At 38.1% G+C, this 23,624-nt stretch carries 26 protein-coding genes; 20 read left to right on the top strand and 6 right to left on the bottom strand.

Going from position 1 to position 23,624, the window contains the following annotated elements; all coding sequences use genetic code 11:
• The first annotated feature begins 32 nt into the window (after window positions 1-32).
• Genes SJPD1_RS08635 through SJPD1_RS08590 form a run of 10 tightly spaced genes read left to right on the top strand, consistent with a single transcriptional unit; the run spans window position 33 to window position 8,982 of the window.
• On the top strand, window positions 33-503 hold the full coding sequence (locus tag SJPD1_RS08635) for an RNA pyrophosphohydrolase (RefSeq protein WP_087438803.1): 471 nt from the start codon (window positions 33-35) through the stop codon (window positions 501-503).
• A gap of 1 nt (window position 504) precedes the next feature.
• A complete protein-coding gene (locus tag SJPD1_RS08630) occupies window positions 505-1,707 on the top strand; it encodes an aspartate kinase (protein ID WP_096046790.1) in 1,203 nt (400 codons plus the stop codon).
• A gap of 3 nt (window positions 1,708-1,710) precedes the next feature.
• Complete coding sequence (locus SJPD1_RS08625; protein ID WP_087438801.1) at window positions 1,711-2,262, top strand: HobA family DNA replication regulator; 552 nt, start codon at window positions 1,711-1,713, stop codon at window positions 2,260-2,262.
• The gene (locus SJPD1_RS08620; protein WP_096047824.1) at window positions 2,255-2,875 is read left to right on the top strand and encodes a DNA polymerase III subunit delta'; all 621 of its coding nucleotides are present in this window, start codon (window positions 2,255-2,257) and stop codon (window positions 2,873-2,875) included. Before SJPD1_RS08625 ends, SJPD1_RS08620 begins: the two co-directional genes overlap by 8 nt.
• Window positions 2,872-4,017 carry a dihydropteroate synthase gene (gene folP / locus SJPD1_RS08615; protein WP_096046789.1) on the top strand — a complete coding sequence of 382 codons (1,146 nt, stop codon included), beginning with the start codon at window positions 2,872-2,874 and terminating at the stop codon, window positions 4,015-4,017. Before SJPD1_RS08620 ends, folP begins: the two co-directional genes overlap by 4 nt.
• Window positions 4,018-4,026: 9 nt before the next feature.
• A complete protein-coding gene (locus SJPD1_RS14735; protein WP_226372176.1) occupies window positions 4,027-4,752 on the top strand; it encodes a hypothetical protein in 726 nt (241 codons plus the stop codon).
• On the top strand, window positions 4,742-5,503 hold the full coding sequence (locus SJPD1_RS08605; RefSeq protein WP_096046788.1) for a TSUP family transporter: 762 nt from the start codon (window positions 4,742-4,744) through the stop codon (window positions 5,501-5,503). The genes SJPD1_RS14735 and SJPD1_RS08605 overlap by 11 nt, the downstream gene beginning before the upstream one ends.
• Entirely contained in the window at window positions 5,500-7,446 is a 1,947-nt protein-coding gene (gene ligA / locus SJPD1_RS08600; protein ID WP_096046787.1) for an NAD-dependent DNA ligase LigA, read from the top strand. The genes SJPD1_RS08605 and ligA overlap by 4 nt, the downstream gene beginning before the upstream one ends.
• Entirely contained in the window at window positions 7,443-8,159 is a 717-nt protein-coding gene (tlyA, locus tag SJPD1_RS08595; RefSeq protein ID WP_096046786.1) for a 23S rRNA (cytidine-2'-O)-methyltransferase TlyA, read from the top strand. Before ligA ends, tlyA begins: the two co-directional genes overlap by 4 nt.
• Window positions 8,119-8,982 (top strand): bifunctional riboflavin kinase/FAD synthetase, encoded by an 864-nt coding sequence (locus tag SJPD1_RS08590; protein ID WP_096046785.1) that lies wholly within the window; start codon window positions 8,119-8,121, stop codon window positions 8,980-8,982. The genes tlyA and SJPD1_RS08590 overlap by 41 nt, the downstream gene beginning before the upstream one ends.
• Here the strand turns inward: SJPD1_RS08590 and SJPD1_RS08585 are convergent.
• Entirely contained in the window at window positions 8,961-9,743 is a 783-nt protein-coding gene (locus SJPD1_RS08585; RefSeq protein WP_096046784.1) for a GGDEF domain-containing protein, read from the bottom strand. The two genes, SJPD1_RS08590 and SJPD1_RS08585, sit on opposite strands and share 22 nt — an antisense overlap.
• Window positions 9,744-9,849: 106 nt before the next feature.
• Between SJPD1_RS08585 and cmoA the strand changes: the two genes are divergently transcribed.
• Window positions 9,850-10,560, top strand: a complete 711-nt coding sequence (gene cmoA, locus SJPD1_RS08580; protein ID WP_096046783.1) for a carboxy-S-adenosyl-L-methionine synthase CmoA — start codon at window positions 9,850-9,852, stop codon at window positions 10,558-10,560.
• Window positions 10,561-10,587: 27 nt separating this feature from the next.
• On the opposite strand, the gene SJPD1_RS08575 is transcribed toward cmoA, so the two are convergent.
• The 4 genes from SJPD1_RS08575 to SJPD1_RS08560 are packed head-to-tail and all read right to left on the bottom strand — an operon-like array spanning window position 10,588 to window position 14,528.
• Window positions 10,588-10,854 (bottom strand): hypothetical protein, encoded by a 267-nt coding sequence (locus SJPD1_RS08575; RefSeq protein WP_087438793.1) that lies wholly within the window; start codon window positions 10,852-10,854, stop codon window positions 10,588-10,590.
• Between the two features lie 2 nt (window positions 10,855-10,856).
• Entirely contained in the window at window positions 10,857-11,882 is a 1,026-nt protein-coding gene (locus SJPD1_RS08570; protein ID WP_096046782.1) for a DHH family phosphoesterase, read from the bottom strand.
• A 39-nt stretch (window positions 11,883-11,921) separates the two neighbouring features.
• On the bottom strand, window positions 11,922-14,114 hold the full coding sequence (gene flhA, locus SJPD1_RS08565; RefSeq protein WP_096046781.1) for a flagellar biosynthesis protein FlhA: 2,193 nt from the start codon (window positions 14,112-14,114) through the stop codon (window positions 11,922-11,924).
• A gap of 9 nt (window positions 14,115-14,123) precedes the next feature.
• Window positions 14,124-14,528 (bottom strand): RrF2 family transcriptional regulator, encoded by a 405-nt coding sequence (locus tag SJPD1_RS08560; RefSeq protein ID WP_087438790.1) that lies wholly within the window; start codon window positions 14,526-14,528, stop codon window positions 14,124-14,126.
• A gap of 240 nt (window positions 14,529-14,768) precedes the next feature.
• Here SJPD1_RS08560 and rpsO point away from each other — a divergent pair, with 240 nt between their 5' ends.
• From rpsO to SJPD1_RS08530, 7 genes are all read left to right on the top strand, one after another.
• The gene (gene rpsO / locus SJPD1_RS08555) at window positions 14,769-15,047 is read left to right on the top strand and encodes a 30S ribosomal protein S15 (protein ID WP_087438789.1); all 279 of its coding nucleotides are present in this window, start codon (window positions 14,769-14,771) and stop codon (window positions 15,045-15,047) included.
• Window positions 15,048-15,379: 332 nt separating this feature from the next.
• The gene (locus SJPD1_RS08550) at window positions 15,380-15,628 is read left to right on the top strand and encodes a helix-turn-helix domain-containing protein (protein ID WP_087438788.1); all 249 of its coding nucleotides are present in this window, start codon (window positions 15,380-15,382) and stop codon (window positions 15,626-15,628) included.
• Window positions 15,625-15,795 (top strand): hypothetical protein, encoded by a 171-nt coding sequence (locus SJPD1_RS14540; protein ID WP_167749077.1) that lies wholly within the window; start codon window positions 15,625-15,627, stop codon window positions 15,793-15,795. The genes SJPD1_RS08550 and SJPD1_RS14540 overlap by 4 nt, the downstream gene beginning before the upstream one ends.
• A 165-nt stretch (window positions 15,796-15,960) precedes the next feature.
• On the top strand, window positions 15,961-16,764 hold the full coding sequence (locus SJPD1_RS08545; protein ID WP_096046780.1) for an HrcA family transcriptional regulator: 804 nt from the start codon (window positions 15,961-15,963) through the stop codon (window positions 16,762-16,764).
• A gap of 54 nt (window positions 16,765-16,818) precedes the next feature.
• Window positions 16,819-17,334 (top strand): nucleotide exchange factor GrpE, encoded by a 516-nt coding sequence (gene grpE / locus SJPD1_RS08540; RefSeq protein WP_369805716.1) that lies wholly within the window; start codon window positions 16,819-16,821, stop codon window positions 17,332-17,334.
• A 101-nt stretch (window positions 17,335-17,435) separates the two neighbouring features.
• Window positions 17,436-19,322, top strand: a complete 1,887-nt coding sequence (gene dnaK / locus SJPD1_RS08535; protein WP_096046778.1) for a molecular chaperone DnaK — start codon at window positions 17,436-17,438, stop codon at window positions 19,320-19,322.
• A gap of 182 nt (window positions 19,323-19,504) precedes the next feature.
• Window positions 19,505-20,536, top strand: coding sequence for an HD-GYP domain-containing protein (locus SJPD1_RS08530; protein WP_096046777.1), 1,032 nt, complete (start codon window positions 19,505-19,507; stop codon window positions 20,534-20,536).
• Window positions 20,537-20,560: 24 nt separating this feature from the next.
• Here the strand turns inward: SJPD1_RS08530 and ppk2 are convergent, their stop codons facing one another.
• Complete coding sequence (gene ppk2 / locus SJPD1_RS08525) at window positions 20,561-21,406, bottom strand: polyphosphate kinase 2 (protein WP_226372295.1); 846 nt, start codon at window positions 21,404-21,406, stop codon at window positions 20,561-20,563.
• A 163-nt stretch (window positions 21,407-21,569) separates the two neighbouring features.
• Here ppk2 and dsbD point away from each other — a divergent pair, with 163 nt between their 5' ends.
• Both dsbD and SJPD1_RS14535 read left to right on the top strand, forming a co-directional pair.
• A complete protein-coding gene (gene dsbD / locus SJPD1_RS08520; RefSeq protein ID WP_168171346.1) occupies window positions 21,570-23,333 on the top strand; it encodes a protein-disulfide reductase DsbD in 1,764 nt (587 codons plus the stop codon).
• Window positions 23,334-23,624, top strand: coding sequence for a hypothetical protein (locus SJPD1_RS14535; protein ID WP_168171345.1), 291 nt, complete (start codon window positions 23,334-23,336; stop codon window positions 23,622-23,624).

The raw sequence follows: 23,624 nt of genomic DNA, 5'->3' as shown, positions 1-23,624 counted from the left end.
TTTTAACAAAAATATAGAGGTAATGCGCAATTATGGAATCACCAAAACGATACAGACCTAATGTTGCTGCTGTGATTGTCTCTGCAAAATACCCTTTTCAATGCCAACTTTTTATTGCCAGTCGTAGCGATATAGAGGGTGCTTGGCAATTTCCTCAAGGGGGAATTGATGAGGGAGAAACACCACAAGAGGCTCTTTATCGAGAGCTTGAAGAAGAAATTGGTACAGGTGATGTCGAAATTATAGCAGAGTATCCGCACTGGTTACAATACGACTTCCCTCAAAAAATTGCTCAGAAAATGTATCCTTTTGATGGACAAAGCCAAAAGTATTTTTTAGTGAGACTCAAAAAAGATGCAAAGATTAATATAGCTACCAAAGAACCAGAGTTTTGTGACTACCGATTTGTTAGTTTGGAAGAGGTATTTGATTTCATTACTTATTTCAAGCGTCCCGTCTATAAACAGGTGTTAGAATATTTCAAAAAAGAAGGGTATCTTTAAAATGTTGATCGTTCAAAAGTATGGCGGCACAAGTGTTGGTAATGTCGAACGCATTGAAGCTGTTGCTAAAAGAGTTATTGAGAGTAAACAAGCAGGGCATGATCTTGTCGTTGTCGTTTCGGCGATGAGTGGTGAAACCAATAAGCTATTAGACTATGCAGGCTATTTTAGTAAAACGCCTAACCATCGTGAAGTCGATATGTTACTCAGCTCTGGAGAGCGCGTAACGAGTGCGCTTCTTGCTATTGCCCTTGAAGCAGAAGGTTATGCTGCCGTTTCGATGAGTGGTAGACGAGCTGGCATTGTAACCGATGAAATCCATACCAAAGCACACATTGAATACATTGATACAAGCAAAATGCAAGAAGAACTCAAAGCAGGTAAAATTGTCGTGGTGGCTGGTTTTCAAGGTGTCACGGAAGCGGGCGAGGTTTCAACCTTGGGACGTGGAGGCAGTGACCTTTCTGCTGTGGCTATTGCGGGTGCACTTGAGGCGGATCTTTGTGAAATTTACACCGATGTTGATGGTGTTTATACCACCGATCCTCGCATTGAACCTAAGGCAAAAAAACTGGATAAAATCAGTTACGATGAGATGTTAGAACTTGCAAGTCTTGGAGCGAAAGTGCTTCAAAGCCGCTCGGTTGAGATGGCAAAAAAACTGAATGTCAATCTTGTAACACGCAGTAGTTTTAACAACCATGAAGGAACACTTATTACAAAGGAAGATAATAGTATGGAACAACCATTAGTTAGCGGTATTGCACTCGATAAAAATCAAGCTAGAGTCACTCTTCGTGGTGTTACGGACAAACCTGGTATTGCAGCTGAAATTTTCAAAAAACTTTCTGATTGTAACGTTAACGTTGATATGATTATCCAAAATGTGGGACATGATGGTACCACCAATCTTGGCTTTACGGTTCCTCAAAATGAGCTTGATATAACAAAAGCTGCTATGAGCGAGCTTAGAGCCAGTGATGTCATGGAATATGATAGTGAAATTGTTAAAGTTTCTATTGTAGGTGTAGGTATGAAATCACACAGTGGTGTTGCGTGCAAGGCCTTTGATGTTATGGCAAAAGAGGGTATCAATATTGAGATGATCAGTACCAGTGAAATTAAGATTTCTATGGTTATTCAAGCAAAATACGGTGAATTAGCCGTACGTGCATTGCACAGCGCATACCAATTGGATAAATAATTTATGCAACAATTTTTAAAATGGACACTAGAAGAGATACGCAAAGATGGCTCTTCGATGAGTTGGATGGAAGAGAAGAGGTTCGAATGGGTTCCTCTTGCTGCTTCCATGCTTAAAAATCTTCTTGATGGCCATACTTTTATTGTGATTACCGATGATGATCGGGCGTGGTTTTGTCACTATATGTTGCGAGCCATCAACAATCATCGAAAAAATAGACCGCTTCTGCCATTTTTATCGCTGCAGACGCTCTATCCCAATTTATATCAAGTTAAAACCAAAGAAGATATTGAACTTTTAGAAAATATGCTTTCCCAAGCCTTTCCAAGTGGATATACCTTCTTTTATGTAGGCAAAAACAGCGACATCAAGATGCAAATTGCCAAACGTAAAGACGATAGCTTTCTTTGGATTATGGATGAACATGTCCAAAATAGCTTTTATCTTTTAAGTGATGATGATAGTTTGGATATCAAATTAATTCAGCTTTTTAGACTTCTCGATAAAAGTATCGATGCCGTGCTTTTTGCCGAGGTTACCTTTGAAAATGAGTGACGAAGGGGTCTTAAGCCATATTTTAATCTGTAAAAATGTGGAAAAAGCAAAAGAGAGTTTGCAAGAACAATACGCCAAAGAGCGCCATCTCTTCTTTTGTAAAGATGAGTTTTTGATAGATGACGCCAAAGAAGTCATCAAAGAAGCGTATATCGCAGAATCTGCTAACAAATATCTTATTTTAGTGGCAAAAGGGTATCGTGTAGAAGCACAAAATGCACTGCTTAAAATTTTGGAAGAGCCTCCTCGCCACATTATTTTTATCGTAGTGGCTCCTTCTAAAACAGCGTTTTTACCAACGATTCGTTCACGTTTACTTCAAAAAGAGCTTGTGATTGAACAAGAGATAACGCATAGTGGACTCAACCTGAAACAACTTGATCTTGGTGATATCTATCCTTTTATTCAGAAACACCAAAATGCAGAGAAAAACTTTTTGAAAGATTTGGTGCAAGCGATTGTATTTGAAGCGATCAACGAGCACCATTTGCGATTTAGCGAAAAAGAATTGGAACATTTTCAAAAGCTTTTGCATCTTGTTGAGCTCAATACACGAGGACAAACAATTTTAACTTCACTTTTGCTTTCAATCATGCTGAGAAAATATCGATGAAACTGTATAAACTTTCATCCCACTTGGATGCTAAAGCATTGTTTCAAACGGTTGGTGTTACGCATGAAGGGAGTGCTCTTTTAACCCCTAAAACACATCTGAATCTTATTTACATCAAAGATTTAAAAGCACCTGCTGCCAACATTCTCAAACAAGATGCGCTGTCCATTGGGGCAGATCTTGCCGTTCCCAAAGATACCATTACATGTAAAGTCTCTTTAGTGGATGCGGTTTTAATTGCGAATGATAAACAGCTCAAAGAGTTGGCACGTAAAGAGAAAATGCAACCTTTTGGCTTAAAAGAGGTTGCTCAAAAATTGAGTGAATTGATCTTTACATGTAAAGATGATTTTACAGTGATGGGAATCATCAACACCAATGAAGACAGCTTTTTTCAAGGCAGTCGTTTTAAAGATGAAGCGGCACTCAAACATATTGAAACCATGATAGAAGAGGGTGCTACCATGATTGATTTAGGCGGTGTTTCAAGCCGTCCTGGAAGTCTTGGTGTGAGTGATGAAGAAGAGCTTTCGCGCGTGAAGCCTATCATCGATCTGATTTTCATGCATAAGCTGTTTGAAAAGGCACAATTTTCACTTGATAGCTATTCGCCATTGTGTTTGGAGTATGCTTTGACGCATGGTTTTAGTATTGTTAATGACATTACAGCGCTTGCGAATGATGATGTTGCTCGTATTACAGCAAAATACGATGCAACCGTCATTTTAATGCATATGCAAGGTGATCCTAAAAGTATGCAACATGAGCCTATCTATGATAATGTTATGCTAGAAGTCGATGCTTTTTTTGAAGAACGTATTGCAAAAGCACAGCAATTTGGTATAAAAAAGATTGTTTTGGATGTGGGCATTGGATTTGGAAAAAGCTTAGAACATAATCTACAACTTCTCAAACACCATGAACACTTTTTACATTTTGGCTATCCCCTTCTTGTGGGAGCGAGTCGCAAATCGATGATCGATAAGATCATACCCACACCGATTGATGAGCGTTTACCAGGAACGCTTGCGCTTCATCTTAAAGCGTATGAGCATGGCGCAAGTATTATACGTGCCCATGACGTGAAAGCGCATGTACAAGCGCTAAGCGTGCTTCAAGCACTGAATCAAACAACTATTTAGGAATCTTTTTTGGAAAAAATATTGAGCCTTTTAACACGTATTAGTGAACTTTACGCCATACCGCAGTGGATTGTCAATAGCGGTGCCATTACTATTTGTATTATTTTAGTTGCCTTTCCTTTTGTCGCTCGTTATTTAATGCGCCCAAAATATTTTAAATTTCGTGAACTCATTTTATTTAAAGTGCTTTGGCGTTGGAAGTATAAAAAAGGCGATGTTGTTGGACTTTGGTGCTATTGCCCAAAATGTCAAAGTATGCTGATGGTTGATGATGAAAATTGTCGTTCTGAAGAGACGTTACAACATAAAATTACCTATTTTGTATGCCATGAATGTGGCGGTAATGAACTTGGACGCGTTATCGGAGGTGACAGACGTTATGTGTTAAGTTTGGTAAGGCGCGATATTTGGCGACATATCCGTGATGGCAGTTACAACGAAGTTTCCGCTGCAACCAAAGGTGCGCTAGAACTTTATGCGCAATTTGAAGAAACCAACATTCAAAGTGATGAAACACCGGTCATCTCAGAAGAGAGCAGTGTGTTACCAAGCAGTGAAATCAATGATGCTAATGAGAGTACGCAAGAGAGTTCACATAAAGCTGAAGAGCAAGAAGAAACATCTTTACATGTAAATGCCCCTGAAGTGATGGAAACAGCACCCAAGCAGATAGAAGAGCCTGATACAATACAAGCAAGCATTCAGACTGAGGAGATCAAAAAAGATGGAATTTGAGTTTTATTATTACGCTATTTTCCTCGCAACGGGTGTTATTGCAGGTTTTATTGACGCCATTGCAGGAGGAGGGGGTATTATCACGATTCCTGTACTTTTGGCTTCGGGTCTGCCTCCTCACATTGCTTTAGCGACCAACAAACTTCAAGGTACCTTTGGTAGCGGTATGGCTTCGATCAATTTTATCCGTAAAGGCTTCATTACATGGTCTGAAGTCTTTATTGGGGTGATTTACACATTCATTGGAGCAGCGATTGGAACGTACGCCATTTTGCTGATGGATGCGAGCATTTTGGCGAAGATTATTCCTGCCATGTTGGTAGGCATTTTTATTTACACACTTTTGTCACCTAAAATGGGGGAAAACGATCGCCATGCGTACCTAGGCTCTCATCTCTTTTTTCTTGTCTTTGGCATCGGACTTGGCTTTTACGATGGTTTCTTTGGTCCAGGAACGGGAACCTTTTGGACAATTGCTCTTGTGACACTGCTTGGTTTTAATCTTAAAAAAGCAACTGCACAAACAAAGGTGATGAACTTTACGAGCAATATTGTCTCCTTGGCTGTCTTTCTCTGGAGTGGTAATGTGCTGATTTTAGTCGGTTTAATGATGGGCTTTGGACAGATTATTGGAGCGTATATTGGCTCTAATATGGTCATTAAAAAAGAGGTAAAGTTTATCCGTACCTTTTTCCTCATCATGGTCGGACTTACCCTTCTTAAACTTATTTATAGCAGTTATATCGCATGAGTCACGAAGAGTATTTAGCTAAAATTGAGCTTGCCAATGCTTGGGCAAAGGCGTATTACGTTGATGATGCACCTTTGGCTAGTGATGAAGAGTACGACACACTCTATCATGAAATTTTAAAATATGAGCAAGAAAATCCACTTTTTACAGATGTCAATAGTCCTACTAAACGAGTAGGCGGCATGGTATTGGAGGGATTCAATAAAGCAGAACACAAAGCGCGCATGTGGAGTATGGAAGATGTCTTTGATGAAGCTGATTTGGATGCGTGGATAGAGCGTGTTAAGAAAGTCAAAGAGAGCTTTACGTTTTACTGTGAGCCAAAATTTGATGGGGCAAGCCTGAATCTTATTTACGAAGAGGGCATTTTAAAACAGGCGATTACACGAGGCGATGGAAGCATTGGCGAGGATGTTACTGAAAATGTCAAAACCATTGGCTCTATTCCTTTGCGCATCGATTATCATGAACCGATTGAAATTCGCGGCGAAGTGGTCATCAAAAAAGCAGACTTTGAAAGACTTAACACTGATCGTTTAAGTCTTGGTGAGGCGTTGTTTGCCAACCCTCGCAATGCCGCCGCAGGAAGCCTTAGACAGCTCGATACCAGCATTACGGCGAAGCGAAAACTAATGTTTTACCCGTGGGGCATTGGGGTCAATAGCTTAACACAGGGTTTTTTAAGCCAAAAAATGAGCTTTGTTTACAGCCTTGGCTTTTTAAAACCACCTCGCATCGTCGTCACTCAAAGCGTGGATGATGTGCATGCACTTTACGCAGAACTCATAGCAAAGCGCGATGAGATCGAGATGATGATGGACGGTATGGTCGTCAAAATTGATGATGTGAGCTTGCAAGAAGAGCTAGGCTACACGGTAAAGTACCCCAAATGGATGGTGGCGTTTAAATTTCCTGCGATTGAGAAAGTGACACGACTCAAGGACATTACGCTTCAAGTAGGGCGAACGGGTGTCGTGACACCTGTAGCGGAAGTCGAAGCCGTGAGTATCGAAGGGGTTATCGTCGAGCGCGCCACATTGCACAATTTTGATGAGATTGAGCGAAAAGATGTGCGCATAGGAGACAGTGTCATTATCATCCGAAGTGGCGATGTGATTCCTAAGATTATTAAAGTGCTGATTGAACGACGAAATGGAAGCGAAAAAGTAGTCGAGCGACCGCTTACTTGTCCTGTGTGCGGCAGTGAACTTTTGGATGATGGCGCACTCATCAAATGTCAAAATCTCTCGTGCGATGCGAGGGTTGTGGGGGCGATGATTCACTTTGCATCGAAAAAAGCGCTCAATATTGACGGTCTTGGCGATAAAATCGTTGAGCAACTTTATGCGCAAAAATTGGTTTTACATGTAAAAGATCTTTACACTTTAACAGTTGAGCAACTTCTCGCATTAGAGGGCTTTAAAGCGAAAAAAGCAGACAACCTTCTAGCGGCGATTGAGCAGAGCAAAGGGGTAAGTTTAGAAAAGTTTATTAACGCCCTTGGCATTGAGCATATCGGCGAAGTGGCGGCTAAAAAGATCGCACGAGCCTTTGGGTTGGAGTGGTTGGAAGCAGGCTATGAGCAGATCATCGCGCTTGAAGGGTTTGGCGAAGAGATGGCAAAAAGTTTGGTGGAGTTTATTCATGTGAACCGCACCGAAACCTATGAATTAATGGCCGTGATTCAGCCTGTCGCCTCCAAACTTGAAATAACCGAGTCTGCTTTTACGGGCAAAACGGTCGTCTTGACGGGTTCGATGAGCCAACCGCGCGATGAGATCAAAGTGATGCTTGAGAAATTGGGCGCAAAAGTAAGTGGAAGTGTCTCTAAAAAGACTGACTTTGTCATTTATGGCGAAGACGCAGGCAGTAAGCTCTCTAAAGCAGAAGAACTTGGTGTCAAAACACTCTCAGAGAGTGAACTCAATGGGATGGTGGAATGAGACTAGATAGTTATGTGTTTGAAAAAGGGTTCGCACAAAGCCGCAATAAAGCGGCGGAACTCATTAAAGAGGGTAGTGTATGGCTCAATGGCAAAGTAGAGCGTAAGAGCTCTGTAGAAGTTGGAGAGAATGACACGGTTGATGTGACAAAAATGATGCAATATGTCAGTCGTGCGGGGCTTAAACTGCGTGGATTTATCAATGAATTAGATTTACATGTAAAAGGGGCTGATGTCCTTGATATTGGCAGTAGCACAGGTGGATTTGTGCAGGTGTGGCTTGAAGAAGAGGTAAAGAGTGTGACCGCTGTGGATGTAGGCAGTGAACAGCTCCATCCTACGCTAAAAGTCGATTCTCGAATTATTTTGCATGAAAATAGTGATATACGACTTTTTAAGCCCGAGCGAACCTATGATATGGTTAGTTGTGACGTCTCATTTATTGGCATCGGTGCTCTTTTAGATGTAATCGATACGTTAGCAAATTCTGCTATTATTATTTTGTTTAAACCACAATTTGAAGTAGGCAAAGATGTCAAACGTACCACAAAAGGTGTCGTTAAAGATGGCTCGGCTATTATGCGCGCACATTATCTATTTGAGTCACAAGCCGTGAGCCTTGGGTGGACACTTATCGAAAAAAGAGAATCACTTGTAAAAGGGAAAGAGGGGAATGTTGAGACGTTCTACTATTTTAAAAAAAGAGAGTGTTGACACCCTTGCCATCGGTAGTTTTGATGGTATTCATGTAGGGCATAGGCAGCTTCTTAATCAATTGGGTGAAAATGGTGCACTGTTTGTCATAGACAAAGACCAAGCAAATTTAACACCGGGGATTAAGCGTAGCGAATATGCAGGGTATCCGTGCATGTTTTTTCATTTTCTCAAAGTAAAACATCTCAGTGGAGCTGAATTTGTAGCGCTCTTAAAGCATGAATTTAAAAATCTTAAAAAGATTGTTGTCGGTTATGATTTTTGCTTTGGACAACATCGTTCATGCACCGCAAAAGATCTCAAAACATTTTTTGATGGCGAAGTGGTGATTGTCGATGAGTTTTGTTACCACGGTATTTCGGTGCATTCAAGCTTGATCCGTACTTATTTACAAGAGGGACGTTTAGAAGAAGCGAACCGCTTTTTAGGGCGTGAATATGCTATCTCTGGCGATGTGATTACAGGGCAGGGACTTGGAAAAAAAGAGCTGGTTCCGACACTGAATATGAAAGTCTTAGAGTATCTCATCCCTCATGAAGGTGTATACGCAACACGTACACGTATCGCCCAGAGCATTTATGATTCCGTTTCGTTTATTGGTGTGCGAACCAGTACGGATAGTCAGTTTTCGGTTGAGACGCATATCTTAGATCACAATCTTGTGGAAATTCATGGAACGATTGAACTCTTTTTTGTAGAGTTTTTACGCGATAATCAAAAATTCAATACGCTTGCTGATCTCAAACTTCAGATCGAAAAAGACATCAAAGATGCTAGAAAACAGCTGGGAACGTGCAAAGTTTACTTAAATGACTTCTTATAATCGTACATTTTAAGATCAGCTGTTTCAAGCACACTTTTAAAAGAGTCTTTGGCTTTAAAAGGTGCAACACCAAATGAAAAATCAATATAAAAGATTTCTTGATTGTGTTTAAAAGGTGTTTTTTTGAGGTTAAGATTGACAGTATGTAAAATTTTATGTATTTCTTCTTCATTTTCGCTGTTGTGAAGTATCAAAAATTCATCTCCTGCAAAACGAATAGCAGTTGTATTGTGTACTTTTTTAAGCACTTTTCCCATGACATGTAAGACTTTATCACCCACAAGATGTCCAAATTTGTCATTGACGGCTTTAAAGGCGTTGATGTCAATAAATGCTAAAAGACCATTACTGATAAAGTGATCGTCTTTGAGGAATTTTTCAAAAAGCCATCTTCGATTGTAAAGTCGTGTGAGCTCGTCCACATAAAGCTCCTCTTGCAAGGAAGCAATTTTGAATTCTAACTCAATCATATTGTTTTCAATAAATTGCAATGCCATATTGTCTTTATTTTCAATGGCAATACGTGCATTGACAACATTTTCTTTGAGCGCTGATGTTGAACGTTCAGTCTCATTTTGAATATATTGAATTTTTTGCAAAGCGTAGATCAAAGCGGCTTCTTTATCAATGTCACTCACTTTGATACCAAGTTCTTTGGCTTTGGTATAAAAAATGTCACGGTAAATTTCAGGCAAAACAATTTCAAGGTTAAGTATCTCTTTAATCGTTAAATCGGTAAGTTCTTGGAGCTGTTTGTTCATTGGTGTACCTGTGCGAAAGTAGTGACAGTATAAGAAGTGAATGCTTAATACTAACTAATATTTTGTTATAATTTAAAAGAATTTAATGCTATGGATATGGATTGTAATGGATAAAGTATTTACCAAACCAATTACCAAACAATTTGAGTTTGATGAAGATGTTGCCGTCGTTTTTGACGATATGCTTGAGCGCTCAATTCCCTTTTATAAAGAGGTCGTTGATCTTACATGTAAAACGATTTGTTTACATGTAAAGGAGGGAGCACAGATTGTCGATCTTGGCTGTTCAACAGCCAATACACTCTTGGCTCTCCATAAAAAAAGCGATAAAAGCTACCATCTCTTAGGCATTGATAATGCCGAAGCAATGCTCAATTTGGCACGTCAAAAGGTGCATGCGTATGGGGCAACAGTGGAGTTTATACAAGCAGATATGACACAAGTTGATTTAGGCTCCAAGGATGCAGTTATTGCCAATTACATGCTTCAGTTTATTCGTCCACTTCAACGTGCAGATTTTGTGGCTAAAATTTATCAAGCGCTCAATCCCAATGGACTGTTTGTTTTTAGTGAAAAAATTGTATTTGAAGATAAAGAACTCAATAAACAGATGATAGATCTTTACTATGATTTTAAACGTCAGCAAGGTTATAGCGAATTTGAAATTGCTCAAAAACGTGAAGCATTAGAAAATGTACTGATTCCTTATACGGAAGAAGAAAACAAAGCTATGCTCAAAAATGCGGGATTTTCAACGATAGAAACAATTTTTAAATGGGGAAATTTTGCGACATTTATCGCTAAAAAAAAGGTATAGAGTGTAGAGAAAAGTTCTCTACACAGCTTAGTGTTGAAAAAGTTTAGGGTTTTTAGCTTTGATATATTCAATGACTTCAACAACTTCTTCAAAACCCATCTCACTATCTTCGTCTTCATCCTCAAACACTTCATCCAGTCCTTTAAGGTAAAGATCAATGGCTTTGGGTAAATCTTCTTTTTTTGCGCCTGCAAAGTAGAGTGCAGCACCAAGCATGTCAGCCAGTTGCATTGACATCTCCTCGATCTCAATTTCCGCACGCTCGAGCTCTTGTTTGAGTTTGTTGGCTTCCATGATTATCCTTTATTCGCGATGATACTCATCACTTGTGATTTGATAGTATCATAGATAAAAGCATCTTTAAAATTGCTGAGAAGTCCGCCACTAGCATTGTGGTGACCACCACCATTAGCGATTTGTGCGGCAATTTTACTGACATCTACTTTACCATTTGAACGTAGGCTGATGGTCTTTTTTGAGGTAATATCCATAAAAAAGTCAAGATCAGGATTGGCGGTTAAAAAGTCATTGCCAATAACAGAAACATTCCCAATATTGTACGTTAAAATTCCCTTGGCTTCTTTATACATAATTTGCATTCTCTCTCTATTTTTTGTGAGTAAAATGACATTGTACGCAGAGACTAAATTGCTGAGCGTATTGTTCGCGGTTGTTACAAAAAACTGCTTTTTAATGTTATGAATGGCATCATCTAAAGCAATATGAGCATCTTTACATGTAAAGTATTCTTGCGCTTTTGTTAGGAGTGAAAAGATGTAGTGGCTATTCTCTTCAGGGAACATCACTTTGTTCACCTCTTTAGCGCCACTAACGAGTCCCATACATACTTTTCCTAGTTCAAACTCTGGCTCATTTTCAAGCCAAATATCCACAGCATTGACGACATCAACAAATTTGCTTAGCTTCTCGTCTGCACCGTAGAGGGCGCTGAAAAAGTCATAAGTGATTTTAGTTGCACAACGGCTAGAATCTAAAAAGTACCATTCAAAAGCATCCGCACATTCTTGACCTGTTTTGTGATGATCCAGAACAAATAGCATAATCTCTTTATCACAGATACTGACTTTGGACTCAAACTCTTTTGCCTGATCCATAGTAAGATTAAGGTCGGTAATAAGAATGACATGTTTTTGTAGTGGAGAGGTTTGAATGTTATTTAAGATTTGATTAAAACATTCATTGATCTCTTTACCATAATTTGAGTTATAAAAAGCGATTGAATTAAAATAATGGGCACTTACCATTTGACAGCCATAGCCATCTAAATCGGTGTGTGAAAGGTGATGTATTTTGTGGTTCATAAAAGTCCTTAATGCTTAGTGATGTGTGTATTGGTTGTTTTAGAGCTTTTCTATTTCGATAGAACCCATGACTTCAAATTTAGAACTTGAATCAATCTCCGCATGGGAGAGAACGACGATATCAAGTCCAAATTTTTCGAAAATATCAGAAAGTGACTTTCGAAGCAGTGGGTCAACAATAATGACAACGGGAGCAACGCCTTTATGCAGTAGTTTGCTTGCTTCATCGCTGCACTCTTTAACCAGTGTATTGATTTGACCAATGTTAAGGACAAGATCACGTACGCCATCACGCTCTCTAAGAGCATCCAAAAGCTTTTGTTCAGTTCCTGCATTAAATGTAAGAAGCTTTAAAACACCATTGTCATCTTTATATTGCTTTGTGATAACACGAGAAAGTTTAGCACGTACTTGCTCAACAATGATTGAGACATTTTTGGTCACTTCGGCGACATCACTGATGGTCTCAACAATGGTAAGAAGATCTTTAATAGGTATCTTCTCATGAAGAAGCGCTTTAAGTACCTTTTGAATAAGCCCAACATTGGCCACTTTGAGACAGTCATTGACCACCACAGGATAATCTTTTTGCAATTTATCAATAAGACTTTGAACTTCTTGACGGGTAAGAAGCTCTTCGGCATATTTTTTGATTAATTCGCTTAAGTGGGTTGAAATTACGGTTGCTGGATCAACCGTCGTGTAACCTTTAATGATGGCATCTTCTTTTAATGCCGCTTCAATCCAGATGGCATCCAGCCCAAATGCAGGCTCTTTAGTTGGAATTCCTTGCACTTTGTCGATCGTTAATCCACTATCCATTGCCATAAATTTATCAGGATAAATTTCCCCATTGCCAATTTCAATACCTTTTAGTAAGAGCTGGTAATGATTAGGGCTTAGATGCAAGTTATCACGAATTCTGACTTGTGGAATGAGATAGCCAAAATCAGAGGCAATTTTACGACGCATACTTTTAACGCGGTCAAGAAGATCACCGCCTTGCGCAGGATCAGCCAATTTGATGAGTTGATAACCCAAATCAAGCTCCAAGATTTCCAATTTAAGAATATCATTAAGCGTTGTTTCTTCTTCTTTACGTAGTTCTTCTGGGCTTTTCTTGGGTGCTGCACTGGCTTGTGCTTTACTGTCGGCTTCTTGTTTCGCTTTTTGCATAGCAACAGGAGTAGAAGCAAAGAATTTTTGAAATGAGAAGCTTCCATCATTGGTTTGTTTGACAAGATAACCAAGTCCCAAAAAGATAGCTCCAACAAACATAAGCGAAAGCGTTGGAAGTCCTGGAACAAGAGAAAATAAGACCAAAATAAAACCTACAATCAGTAGTGTTTTGTGCTCACCAAAAAGTTGTTGAACAGCACCATCAGAGAAGCTGACATCATCTGCTTTATTGGCACGCGTAATTAAAATACCTGTAGCGGTTGAAGTAATGAGGGCAGGAAGCTGTGAAACCAAACCATCACCAATAGTAAGAATGGTATAGGTTTGTGCACTGGTTCCAAGATCAAGTCCGTGTTGGAATGAACCAATTAAAAAACCACCAATAATGTTAATAATAGTGATGATGATGCCTGCAACAGCGTCACCTTTAACAAACTTACTCGAACCGTCCATGGCTCCATAAAAATTGGCTTCTTGAATAATATCTTCGCGACGTTTACGTGCCGTTTTTTCATCAATCAAGCCAGCATTCAAGTCAGCATCAATCGCCATTTGCTTGCCAGGCATCGCATCGAGTGTAAAACGTGCTGCAACTTCTGCAACCCTTGTAGAACCTTTAGTAATGACCATAAAGTTAATTAAAACAAGAATGGTAAAGACAACAACACCGATGACATAATTACCACCGACAACGAACTGCCCAAAACTAGAGACAATTTCACTCACAGCATCAGGCCCTAAATGTCCATTGGTAAGAATCATTCTCGTGGTTGCAATGTTTAAAGAAAGTCGGAAGAGTGTGATGATCAAAATAAGTGTTGGAAAAGTTGAAAGATCGGTTGGCCTTGGAATATAAAGCGAAATCAGAATAATCAAAACGGAAATAGAGAGTGAAATAACTAGGAAAAAATCGAGTATGGCACTTGGAAGAGGAACAATAATAATCGCCATAATAGAGACGATAAAAACAACAACAGTAAGATCTTTTGCTTTGACAAGAGGCTCTAAGTAAGGAATAACCCTAGCGAAGAGCGCATTTTGATTTTTAGCCAATCAACACCCTTAAATTTCAATAATATCTTTAAGTGTCATATTATCCAAAAATAGATCAATTTTCGTTTGTAGCTTATTAAGAATTGGCCAAACACGACAGTATGTCCCTTTGCCACCAGGGCATTTTTGTGTTGAAGGAGAACATTCAAAAACCATTGTTTGCTTTTTTTCAGCACATTCGACAATCATTTTGAGTGTGAGATTTTCTGGCTTTTGTGCAAGCATAAAACCACCATGAGCACCTTTAAAAGAGCTGAGAATGTTTTCTTTTGCAAGCGCTTGAAGGATTTTAGCTAAAAAGCTCTTGGAAATACCGAGTTGATTGGAGAGGGTATCAACATCTTGTGGGCTATTCTTTTGAGAAATAATAATCAATGATAGCAGTGCATACTCACTCGCTTTAGTTAATAACATAGTTTTCCCTCGAACATATTTATTGGTTAAATAAGATAAATATTGTACTAAATAAACGTTATATTTAGCTTTAATTAGGAAAATAACTCCTAAATCCTTGATAGACTTGAAGTTGTCTCAGAAGCTTTTTTGAAGATAGAAGGTGATGGCAGAATGCCCATAGACAATTTTAATTTTTTTAGCTACAATTTCAAGCTTTTGTTTAAAAGCAAAAAATCAAATACCAATCAGGAGGTCATTATGGCTTTAGGTTCGGCGGAAAAACAAGTAATTGTTAGTCAGTTTGGCAGAAAAGAGGGAGACACAGGTTCTCCAGAGGTACAAATCGCGCTTCTTTCTAAAAGAATTGTTGATTTAACAGAACATCTTCAGAGTAATAAAAAAGATCACTCTTCAAGACTAGGACTTCTTAAACTCGTCGGTCAACGCAAACGATTGATGCAATATCTTAAACGTAAAGATTTTGTAACATACAGCAAAATCATTAAAGAGCTTTCTATTAGAGATAATAAAAAATAGTCAGTGCTTTACAGTAGGATGGAATTTCCATCCTACTTTTCTTCTTTTTACCCTTCATTTCTTTCCCCTCTTTACATGTAAAATTGCTTTAACCACATTAACATCTAAGTATCTAAATTAACTCTTATGTTTTACTCTTTCAATATTTTTCTATATAATATACGTAAAACTGTATAAAAATAAACATTAAATGAGTAAAAAACTTAAATAAAAGTATTTTTTAACAAAATTATGTAGTAAAAATACACTAAAATGATATTTTTTAGATATAATAACTTATAAAATAATCGTATTTATGTATAATTAAACCAGCCTTAGCTAGAATCCTATACATGAAAACAAACGATATTTTTAATCTCCTTCATAATGCTGTTGAGTCTAAATTTTTAGGCAAGAAGATTTCTCAGCGTGAGATGGCAGATAAATTGGGTGTATCGATGCGAACGTACCAAGACTGGAAACTTGGTAATTCACAACCTCAAGCAGCATCAGCTATTTTTAAAATGCTTGGTGAACTGGAAGAGGGCGATGCCTTGCGTTTAATTCAACGCATAGCACATGAACTAAAGGATGAAAAGTGAGTACGTTGTCCCAAAATGAAAGACAAGCTTTAAATGACATCTTCACTACCATTACTGAAAAAGAAACTTTTTTCTCCAAGCTCAAAGAGAGTAAAGGCGAAATCAAACATTTCATCAAACTTCTCTTAATGCGCAATAAAAAACGTCTTAAACATCCCATTCGTTAATTTCTACTTCTTTTAAACTTTTCCATATTAAATCACTATGCCCTTTTAGAGGGCTTTGCCTTTACATGTAAACCCTATACCCATGCTCTTTTTAGTTACTACTTGACATCAATACACTCAATGTTGTATAATTTCTTCAGCAATTAAACATTAAGAGTGCTAAAAATGAAAAAACTTTCGAAGCAAGAGTTGATTTTAGATGCCATTATTCAGACGTACCTTAAATCAAGAATGCCTATTGGATCTTTAGAATTACAGATGAAGATGACATTAGGTATCTCTCCTTCAACCATACGTATTTATTTTAAAAAGCTCTCTGATGTGGGCTCACTTGAGCAATTACATGTAAGTGGTGGCCGTGTACCAACGCATCGTGCTTTAATGGGATATTGGCAAGAAAAATTGGATCCAACGCATCCTTTAGAAATTAAAAATATTGATAAAATTAAACGCTCATCTCACGAACACAATCTTTTTTGTATTGTTGAAAAAACTGCCAATTCTCCTTTTAAGGAGTTAGTAACGGTGCAGAATCGTTTTTTGATTTTAGTGTTTGATGAACATGAGGTTGTTTTAAAGTTTAACGCTAAAGTGGAGCAGTTTTTACAACGACTCGTTGGCTGTCAAATGCGCGAACTCAAAGACATCTCAGCACAAGTAGGATTGTATGAGTTGCATGAAAAACTCTCAGCTATTTTTTCCCAAGCACCCATTTTGAGAGAAGGGGAGAAAGAAATGTACTCTATTGCACAAGAACTCCAAAATGAGGCGTTTATCCAACGGTTTCAAACGCTTCATTTTGTAGAATCTATTACCGATGGACTCTACTTTGATGGCTTTGTTCCTCAAGGATGCATGGCAATCAAACAAAAAGCACAACTCAAAGATGAAGATACAACAGTAGATTTTTTCTGCTTTGGTCGCATTGAGAGTGATTTCGAAGAGTTCTTTAATCAAGTGAAGGAGTAAAACGTGGATGAAAAATTAAAAGAGGAACAGGGTGTCTCTGATGTTTCTGCTGAGATCGTTCCTGAGTGTTCAGAGCCTCAAGAAGACGACGAATGCGAATGTGAGCAAAAAAGTGAACTCGAAGAACTCCAATCTAAAGTTGCCGAACTTGAAGATAGATATTTACGAGCAAATGCTGATTTCGACAATATGAAACGACGTTTGGAAAAAGAGAAAATGCAAGCCATTTCGTATGCACACGAGGTGTTTGCACGGGACCTTTTACCTGTCATTGACTCTTTAGAAATGGCAATTTTGGCAGGAAGTAACACAGAGATTGAGAGTGGTGAGCTTTTAGAAAAAGTTAAAGAGGGTTTAGGCCTTACGATTGATCAATTTCGCAAAGCGTTTGAAAAACACGGTGTTGAATTGGTTGCGATTGATGGAACATTTGATCCAAATTTCCATGAAGCCGTTATGCAATTAGAAAGCGCGGAGAAAAATAGTGGCGAGATTTTACAGGTTTTCCAAAAGGGTTACAAGATTAAAGATCGTATTTTAAGACCAGCAATGGTGAGTATCGTCAAATAAAATTAAAATACGACCGTTAGGTTGTGCTTTAGTGTAATGAATTGAAGATGGACTCTGTTCGCATTTAAAAAAGAGTAAAAATAAAAATCAAAGGATAAAAAATGGGAAAAGTAATTGGTATTGATCTAGGAACCACAAACTCATGTGTCTCTGTCTATGAGCGCGGTGAGAGTAAAGTTATTCCTAATAAAGAGGGTAAAAACACAACCCCATCTGTTGTTGCATTTACCGATAAAGAAGAGGTTTTAGTTGGTGACACAGCAAAACGTCAAGCAGTCACCAATCCAAAGAGAACCATCTATTCCATTAAAAGAATTATGGGTCTTATGAGTAATGAAGAGAAAACGATTGAAGCTAAAAAACGTCTTCCATATGCTATTGTTGATAGAAATGGCGCATGTGCAATTGAAATCGATGGTAAAGTGTATACGCCACAAGAGATCAGCGCAAAAGTGTTGATGAAACTTAAAGAAGATGCTGAGGCGTATCTTGGTGAAGAAGTAACAGACGCGGTCATCACTGTTCCTGCGTACTTTAATGATAGCCAAAGAAAAGCAACCAAAGAAGCAGGTACGATTGCAGGCTTGAACGTTCTTCGTATTATCAACGAGCCAACAGCAGCGGCTTTGTCTTACGGATTGGATAAAAAAGAAGCTGAGAAAATTGTTGTTTATGACTTGGGTGGTGGAACATTTGACGTTACGGTACTTGAAACAGGTGATAATGTTGTTGAAGTTCTAGCAACCGGTGGTGACGCCTTCTTAGGTGGTGATGACTTTGATAACAGATTAATTGACTGGTTGGTTTCTGAATTTAAAAACGACAATGGTATTGATCTTAAATCAGATGTTATGGCTCTTCAACGTCTTAAAGAAGCAGCTGAAAATGCGAAAAAAGAGCTTTCATCTTCCAATGAGACAGAAGTTAACTTACCATTTATCACAGCGGATGCAACCGGTCCTAAACACTTGGTTAAAAAATTGACTCGTGCTAAATTTGAATCTATGATTGAAGATTTAGTTGCACTTACGATTAAAAAAATCAAAGAAGTTGTTAATGACTCTGATTTAAAAAAAGCTGAAATTAAAGAGATCGTTATGGTCGGTGGTTCAACGCGTGTTCCTTTGGTTCAACAAAAAGTCAAAGAATTCTTTGAAAAAGATCTTAATAAATCTGTGAACCCTGATGAAGTTGTCGCCATTGGTGCAGCAATTCAAGGTGCCGTTATTAAGGGTGATGTCAAAGATATTCTTCTTTTAGATGTTACGCCTCTAAGCCTTGGTATTGAGACTTTGGGTGGTGTCATGACGAAACTCATTGAAAAAGGTACAACGATTCCTGTTAAAAAATCTCAAGTGTTCTCAACCGCAGAAGATAACCAACCAGCGGTTACTATTCATGCTCTACAAGGTGAGCGTGAGTTTGCAAGAGATAATAAATCACTTGGTCAGTTCAATCTTGAGAGCATCCCACCAGCTCCTCGTGGTGTGCCACAAATCGAAGTTGCGTTTGACATCGATGCGAATGGTATCTTAACTGTTTCTGCAAAAGATAAAGCAACAGGAAAAGCACAAGAGATCAAAATCTCTGGTAGTTCAGGATTGGATGATGCTGAAATTGAGAAAATGGTTAAAGATGCTGAACTTCACAAAGAAGAAGACAAAAAACGTAAAGAAGCGGTTGATGCTAGAAATCAAGCCGATGCACTTGCTCACCAAACAGAAAAATCGTTAGGTGAAATGGGTGATGCCATCAGTGCTGAAGAGAAAACAAAAATCGAAGCAGAGCTTAAAGCACTTAAAGAAGTTCTTGCAAATGAGAGTGCAACAAAAGAGCAAATCGATGCAAAAGTCAAATCTCTAAGCGAAGCGAGCCATAAACTTGCGGAAGCAATGTACAAAAAAGATCAAGGTGAAGCGGGTGCCGCTGGCGGTGAAAAACCAAAAGCTAAAAAAGATGACGATGTCATCGACGCTGAAGTAGAATAATAACCTCTTTTTTTACTATCTTAGCCGTATTTATGGTCAGTAAATACGGCTAGGAGAAGCTCTTTCCCTTTCATTATTTTCAACAAAACAAATAATCCTATTTATTTCATTTTTGCATGATATAATACCTGCCATCAAAAAATAGAAATGCGCTGAAGAGTGAATGGTTAAGGTATCGTGTTATGAGCAAAGTAGTTAAAATATTTTTAAATCATGGATTTACTCCGATAGATAATAGGGCTTTTAGACGTGGAACGGTCTTGGATTTTGATTGCTACATTCAACGATTCAATGGCTTTGTCATTTTAATCGAAAGTGGGACTTTTTTAAACGAAGAGATATATCAAAAGCTAAGTAACCCTGATTTACAAATTTATGTAGAAAATAAGAGTTATCCAAAGTACAAGGTATATCATGATGAAACTGTTCATAAAATAGGGAATATATCCGAAGAAGATACGCTGTATAGTTTTGATGAAGCTGTCAAAAATTGTATTGATATTCATAAGATTGTATTAAAAACTCAAGCTATCACTGAAAAATTAAAGCTGATATATACACATTCCAAATCTCTTTTTGATGCTTGGATCAAGGATAAAGAAGAAAAATATCTCCCGATAGAAGCAATTGATATTTTAGCAGAAGAATTGGTATTTGTCGTCAATCAAGAACGTGTGACACTCTCAAAATTCAATGACTTTTTAGATGAAAAAGATTCCTTATCCGCGCATTGTATTAAAGTTGCTTTTTTTGCTTCGATTCTTGGAAGTCAAATCGGCATTGATATGACGGATCAGAAAAAATTAGTATTAGGTGCAATTTTACACGACATTGGTAAATATGAGCTAGATGATGAATTGTTGAATAAGCCTGATTTTTTGAGTGAGAGTGAAATTAAAAAAATTCAGACACATGTTGACGCGAGTGTCACATTAGTCAAACGCAGTGGCTTAAAAGATAGAATTGTCATTAATGCAATCAAAGAGCATCATGAGAGGTTAGATGGAAGTGGTTATCCTCGTGGAATTGATAGTTCTCGTATCAGTTCATTTGCAAAAATTATTGCTATTTGCGATATATTTGATGCCTTGATTACACTAAAACCTTACAGAGGTGCTTACAGTACCTACAATGCTTTATCCTTAATTCAAGAAGAGTCTAAAAATAAGCTTGATATAGACTATATTAAACTCCTCATCAAACACTTACGCTAGCTCAAACCTTTTTACATGTAAAGCTTATCCATTCAAGTGAGACAAGTTTTCGCTTGGTAAGCTTTTTTCCATAATCTCTATCTCTTGCTTACCTGAACGTACAATAGAGTTGTCGGTTGCTAAGTGTTTTTTCTTGATTTTATCGGGGTAATCAACATTTTGCAAGATATGTCGAATGGTGTTAATCCTCGCTTTTTTCTTATCGTCAGAGAGAATAATGGTCCATGGGCATTTAGGATTGTTAGAAGCTAAAAGCATGGAGTATTTTGCAACCGTATATTGATCCCATAGTTCTTGTGATTTCTCATCTACGGGAGAGAGTTTAAACTGTTTGAGAGGGTCTGTTTTGCGCTCTTTAAAACGTTTGGCTTGCTCTTCTTTACCCACTGAAAAATAGAATTTGAAAAAGATAATGCCTGCATTTGCGATCATGGTTTCAAATTTGGGAACTTCACGCAAAAATTCTTTATGCTCTTCTTGGGTACAAAATCCCATGACAGGCTCAACACCAGCCCTGTTATACCATGATCTATCAAACAGTACGATTTCTCCAGCAGAAGGTAGGTGCTCTGTATAACGCTGGAAATACCATTGTGAGCGTTCGGTATCGGAAGGCTTAGAGAGTGCGACAATTCTAGCTCCTCTAGGGTTTAAGTGCTCTGTAATACGTTTAATCGTTCCACCTTTCCCCGCAGCATCACGCCCTTCAATGATAATAAGCACTTTGAGCCCTTTATCTTTGACGTGATTTTGGAATTTGAGCAGTTCAATTTGAAGTCTCTTTAAATCTTTTTCGTATTTGAGTTCGCTTTTTTTAACCCAAATTTGGACTTTGTCATCTTTCTCTTTTATGGGTTCTTTATCCATGATCAGTTCTTCATTTTGGAGGACTATTTTTTCTTTTTTCTTTTTGCCCATATTCTGCTCCTGCTTTTACATGTAATGCTTTATAATACTCTTAAAATCGTTGTAATTTAAAAAACATTTAGAGTTCTTTGATACAATAAACAATTATTTTAGAAAAGGTGCTTTTGTGCAACATATTTTACGGTATTCTGCTTTGTTCTTTTTGTTAATGGTCTCTCTTTTTGGTGTCGAAAAGCCAAAGGTTTTAACACCAGAAGAAGCTTTTAAAGTCACTGCAACACACACTCTTCATGGTGCTATTATCAGTATTGCTTTAGGCGATAAAATTTATATGTACGATGATAAGATCAAATTAGAACTTACTCAACCTAAAGTGGTTGACATAACCGGATGGGTTGAACGACCTAAAGCAGAGAACTTTCACGACTATGTAACGCAACGAAAGTCTTTTGAGCTTTTTGTCCCACAAAGCTTATTGGAAGATCAGGTCAAAAAAGGCAATTTTACGCTCAAACTTTCCTATCAAGGTTGTTCAGAACTTGGTATTTGCTATCAACCCCTTATCAAAGAATTTACATTTAATCTTATGGGTTCCTCTCTTATTGTCGCACAAAATAAGACGGTTCTCTCAGAACAAGATGAAATTGCACAAAGTTTTATGAATAACAATATCATTTTTGTCTTGCTCAGCTTTTTTGGTTTTGGACTTTTACTTTCATTAACACCCTGTGTCTTTCCGATGGTGCCTATACTCTCTTCCATTATTGTCTCACAGCCTAGTATGTCAATGAACGCTAAAAAGGGTTTTTTACTCTCTTTAGTGTATGTCTTAGCCATGTCTTTGGCTTACACTATTGCGGGTGTTCTTGCAGCACTTTTTGGTGCGAACATACAAGTTTCAATGCAGAACCCTTGGGTGATTGGTATTTTCAGTGCAGTTTTTGTTATCTTGGCGCTTTCAATGTTTGGTTTTTATGAGATTAAGATGCCAAATTTTATTCAAAATAGAGTAAGTCAAAAAACTGGAAAGGCGCAAGCTAAAGGAATTATTGGCATTGCGGTTATGGGTTTTTTATCCGCACTCATTGTAGGCCCTTGTGTGGCAGCACCTCTTGCTGGCGCTCTCATATACATCTCGCAAAGTGGTGATGCCTTGCTTGGTGGAAGTGCTTTATTTGTCATGAGTCTTGGCATGGGAATTCCTCTGCTTCTGTTGGGTACAACGGCGGGTAAATATATGCCACGTCCTGGCATGTGGATGCGAAATGTGAGTGTCTTCTTTGGTGTGATGCTGTTAGGTGTTGCTATCTGGATGCTTTCGCGCATTATCCCAAGCTTTGTTAGTATGGCTCTGTGGGCAATATTGATTATTAGCGCTACGATTTACTTTGGTGCACTTGAACCTCTAAACGAGCATACAAAAGGGTGGCAAAAAATATTTAAAAGCCTTCTCTTTATAATACTTGTATATGGTGTAGCCCTTTTCATTGGCTTTTTAAGTGGGGCAAGCAATCCTTTAGCACCTTTTGAAAAATTTATAGCTAAAGAGAGTTTGACTGTGCCTTCATCATTATCTTCCTCCTCTTTTACGAAGGTTAAAAATCTAAGTGAGCTTGAAAATGCCATTAAAAATAGCCCAAAACCAGTGATGGTAGATTTTTATGCTGATTGGTGTGTGAATTGTGTTGAATTTGAAAAGTTTACCTTTAGTGACGCTAACGTGAAAGAAAAACTTGAAAAATTCACGCTTTTAAAGGTGGATGTGACAAAAAATAGTGAAGAGGATAAAGCTTTGCAAAAAGCTTTTACGATTTACGGTCCTCCTGCCATTTTGTTTTTTAAAGAGGGTAAAGAGAGCGCAGAGTTTCGTCTGGTTGGGTTTAAAAATGCTGATGAATTTTTAGCGCATCTTGAAAAAATAGGAATTTAAATGAACGTTATTTTGATTGTCGAAGTCGAAGGCTTAAATGAAAAAACTGTTTTTGAAAAACATCTCAATAAAGAGGGCTTTACACCTATTCCTAACGAAGCATTTGCCTATGAAGGCAACACAACTACCCATATGTTTAGTACACGCGCCTTTATCTTAGAAGTGGTTGAAAAAGGGCTTAAAAAATCGGGTTTTGAGTCATGTAGGATTATTTTTCAAGTGGGTGAAAACCCAATGGAAGCGTATCTTTTCGACCACGAAAAAGATACTTTTGAGCAAGTAGCCGTTTAA

This window comes from Sulfurospirillum diekertiae, assembly GCF_002309535.1.
Taxonomy (GTDB): domain Bacteria; phylum Campylobacterota; class Campylobacteria; order Campylobacterales; family Sulfurospirillaceae; genus Sulfurospirillum; species Sulfurospirillum diekertiae.
This window is presented reverse-complemented; position numbering and strand designations above follow the sequence as displayed.

Excerpts from the sequence above, each read along its gene's own strand:
- ligA (WP_096046787.1), top strand. The coding sequence starts at position 5,500 with ATGAGTCACGAAGAGTATTTAGCTAAAATTGAGCTTGCCAATGCTTGG.
- SJPD1_RS08620 (WP_096047824.1), top strand. The coding sequence starts at position 2,255 with ATGAGTGACGAAGGGGTCTTAAGCCATATTTTAATCTGTAAAAATGTG.
- SJPD1_RS14535 (WP_168171345.1), top strand. The coding sequence starts at position 23,334 with ATGAACGTTATTTTGATTGTCGAAGTCGAAGGCTTAAATGAAAAAACT.
- SJPD1_RS08545 (WP_096046780.1), top strand. The coding sequence starts at position 15,961 with ATGAAAAAACTTTCGAAGCAAGAGTTGATTTTAGATGCCATTATTCAG.
- SJPD1_RS08635 (WP_087438803.1), top strand. The coding sequence starts at position 33 with ATGGAATCACCAAAACGATACAGACCTAATGTTGCTGCTGTGATTGTC.
- rpsO (WP_087438789.1), top strand. The coding sequence starts at position 14,769 with ATGGCTTTAGGTTCGGCGGAAAAACAAGTAATTGTTAGTCAGTTTGGC.
- SJPD1_RS08585 (WP_096046784.1), bottom strand. The coding sequence starts at position 9,743 with ATGAACAAACAGCTCCAAGAACTTACCGATTTAACGATTAAAGAGATA.
- dnaK (WP_096046778.1), top strand. The coding sequence starts at position 17,436 with ATGGGAAAAGTAATTGGTATTGATCTAGGAACCACAAACTCATGTGTC.
- SJPD1_RS08530 (WP_096046777.1), top strand. The coding sequence starts at position 19,505 with ATGAGCAAAGTAGTTAAAATATTTTTAAATCATGGATTTACTCCGATA.
- SJPD1_RS08590 (WP_096046785.1), top strand. The coding sequence starts at position 8,119 with ATGTTGAGACGTTCTACTATTTTAAAAAAAGAGAGTGTTGACACCCTT.
- SJPD1_RS08575 (WP_087438793.1), bottom strand. The coding sequence starts at position 10,854 with ATGGAAGCCAACAAACTCAAACAAGAGCTCGAGCGTGCGGAAATTGAG.
- cmoA (WP_096046783.1), top strand. The coding sequence starts at position 9,850 with ATGGATAAAGTATTTACCAAACCAATTACCAAACAATTTGAGTTTGAT.
- SJPD1_RS08570 (WP_096046782.1), bottom strand. The coding sequence starts at position 11,882 with ATGAACCACAAAATACATCACCTTTCACACACCGATTTAGATGGCTAT.
- SJPD1_RS08550 (WP_087438788.1), top strand. The coding sequence starts at position 15,380 with ATGAAAACAAACGATATTTTTAATCTCCTTCATAATGCTGTTGAGTCT.
- SJPD1_RS08625 (WP_087438801.1), top strand. The coding sequence starts at position 1,711 with ATGCAACAATTTTTAAAATGGACACTAGAAGAGATACGCAAAGATGGC.
- SJPD1_RS08605 (WP_096046788.1), top strand. The coding sequence starts at position 4,742 with ATGGAATTTGAGTTTTATTATTACGCTATTTTCCTCGCAACGGGTGTT.
- SJPD1_RS08630 (WP_096046790.1), top strand. The coding sequence starts at position 505 with ATGTTGATCGTTCAAAAGTATGGCGGCACAAGTGTTGGTAATGTCGAA.
- tlyA (WP_096046786.1), top strand. The coding sequence starts at position 7,443 with ATGAGACTAGATAGTTATGTGTTTGAAAAAGGGTTCGCACAAAGCCGC.
- SJPD1_RS08560 (WP_087438790.1), bottom strand. The coding sequence starts at position 14,528 with ATGTTATTAACTAAAGCGAGTGAGTATGCACTGCTATCATTGATTATT.
- folP (WP_096046789.1), top strand. The coding sequence starts at position 2,872 with ATGAAACTGTATAAACTTTCATCCCACTTGGATGCTAAAGCATTGTTT.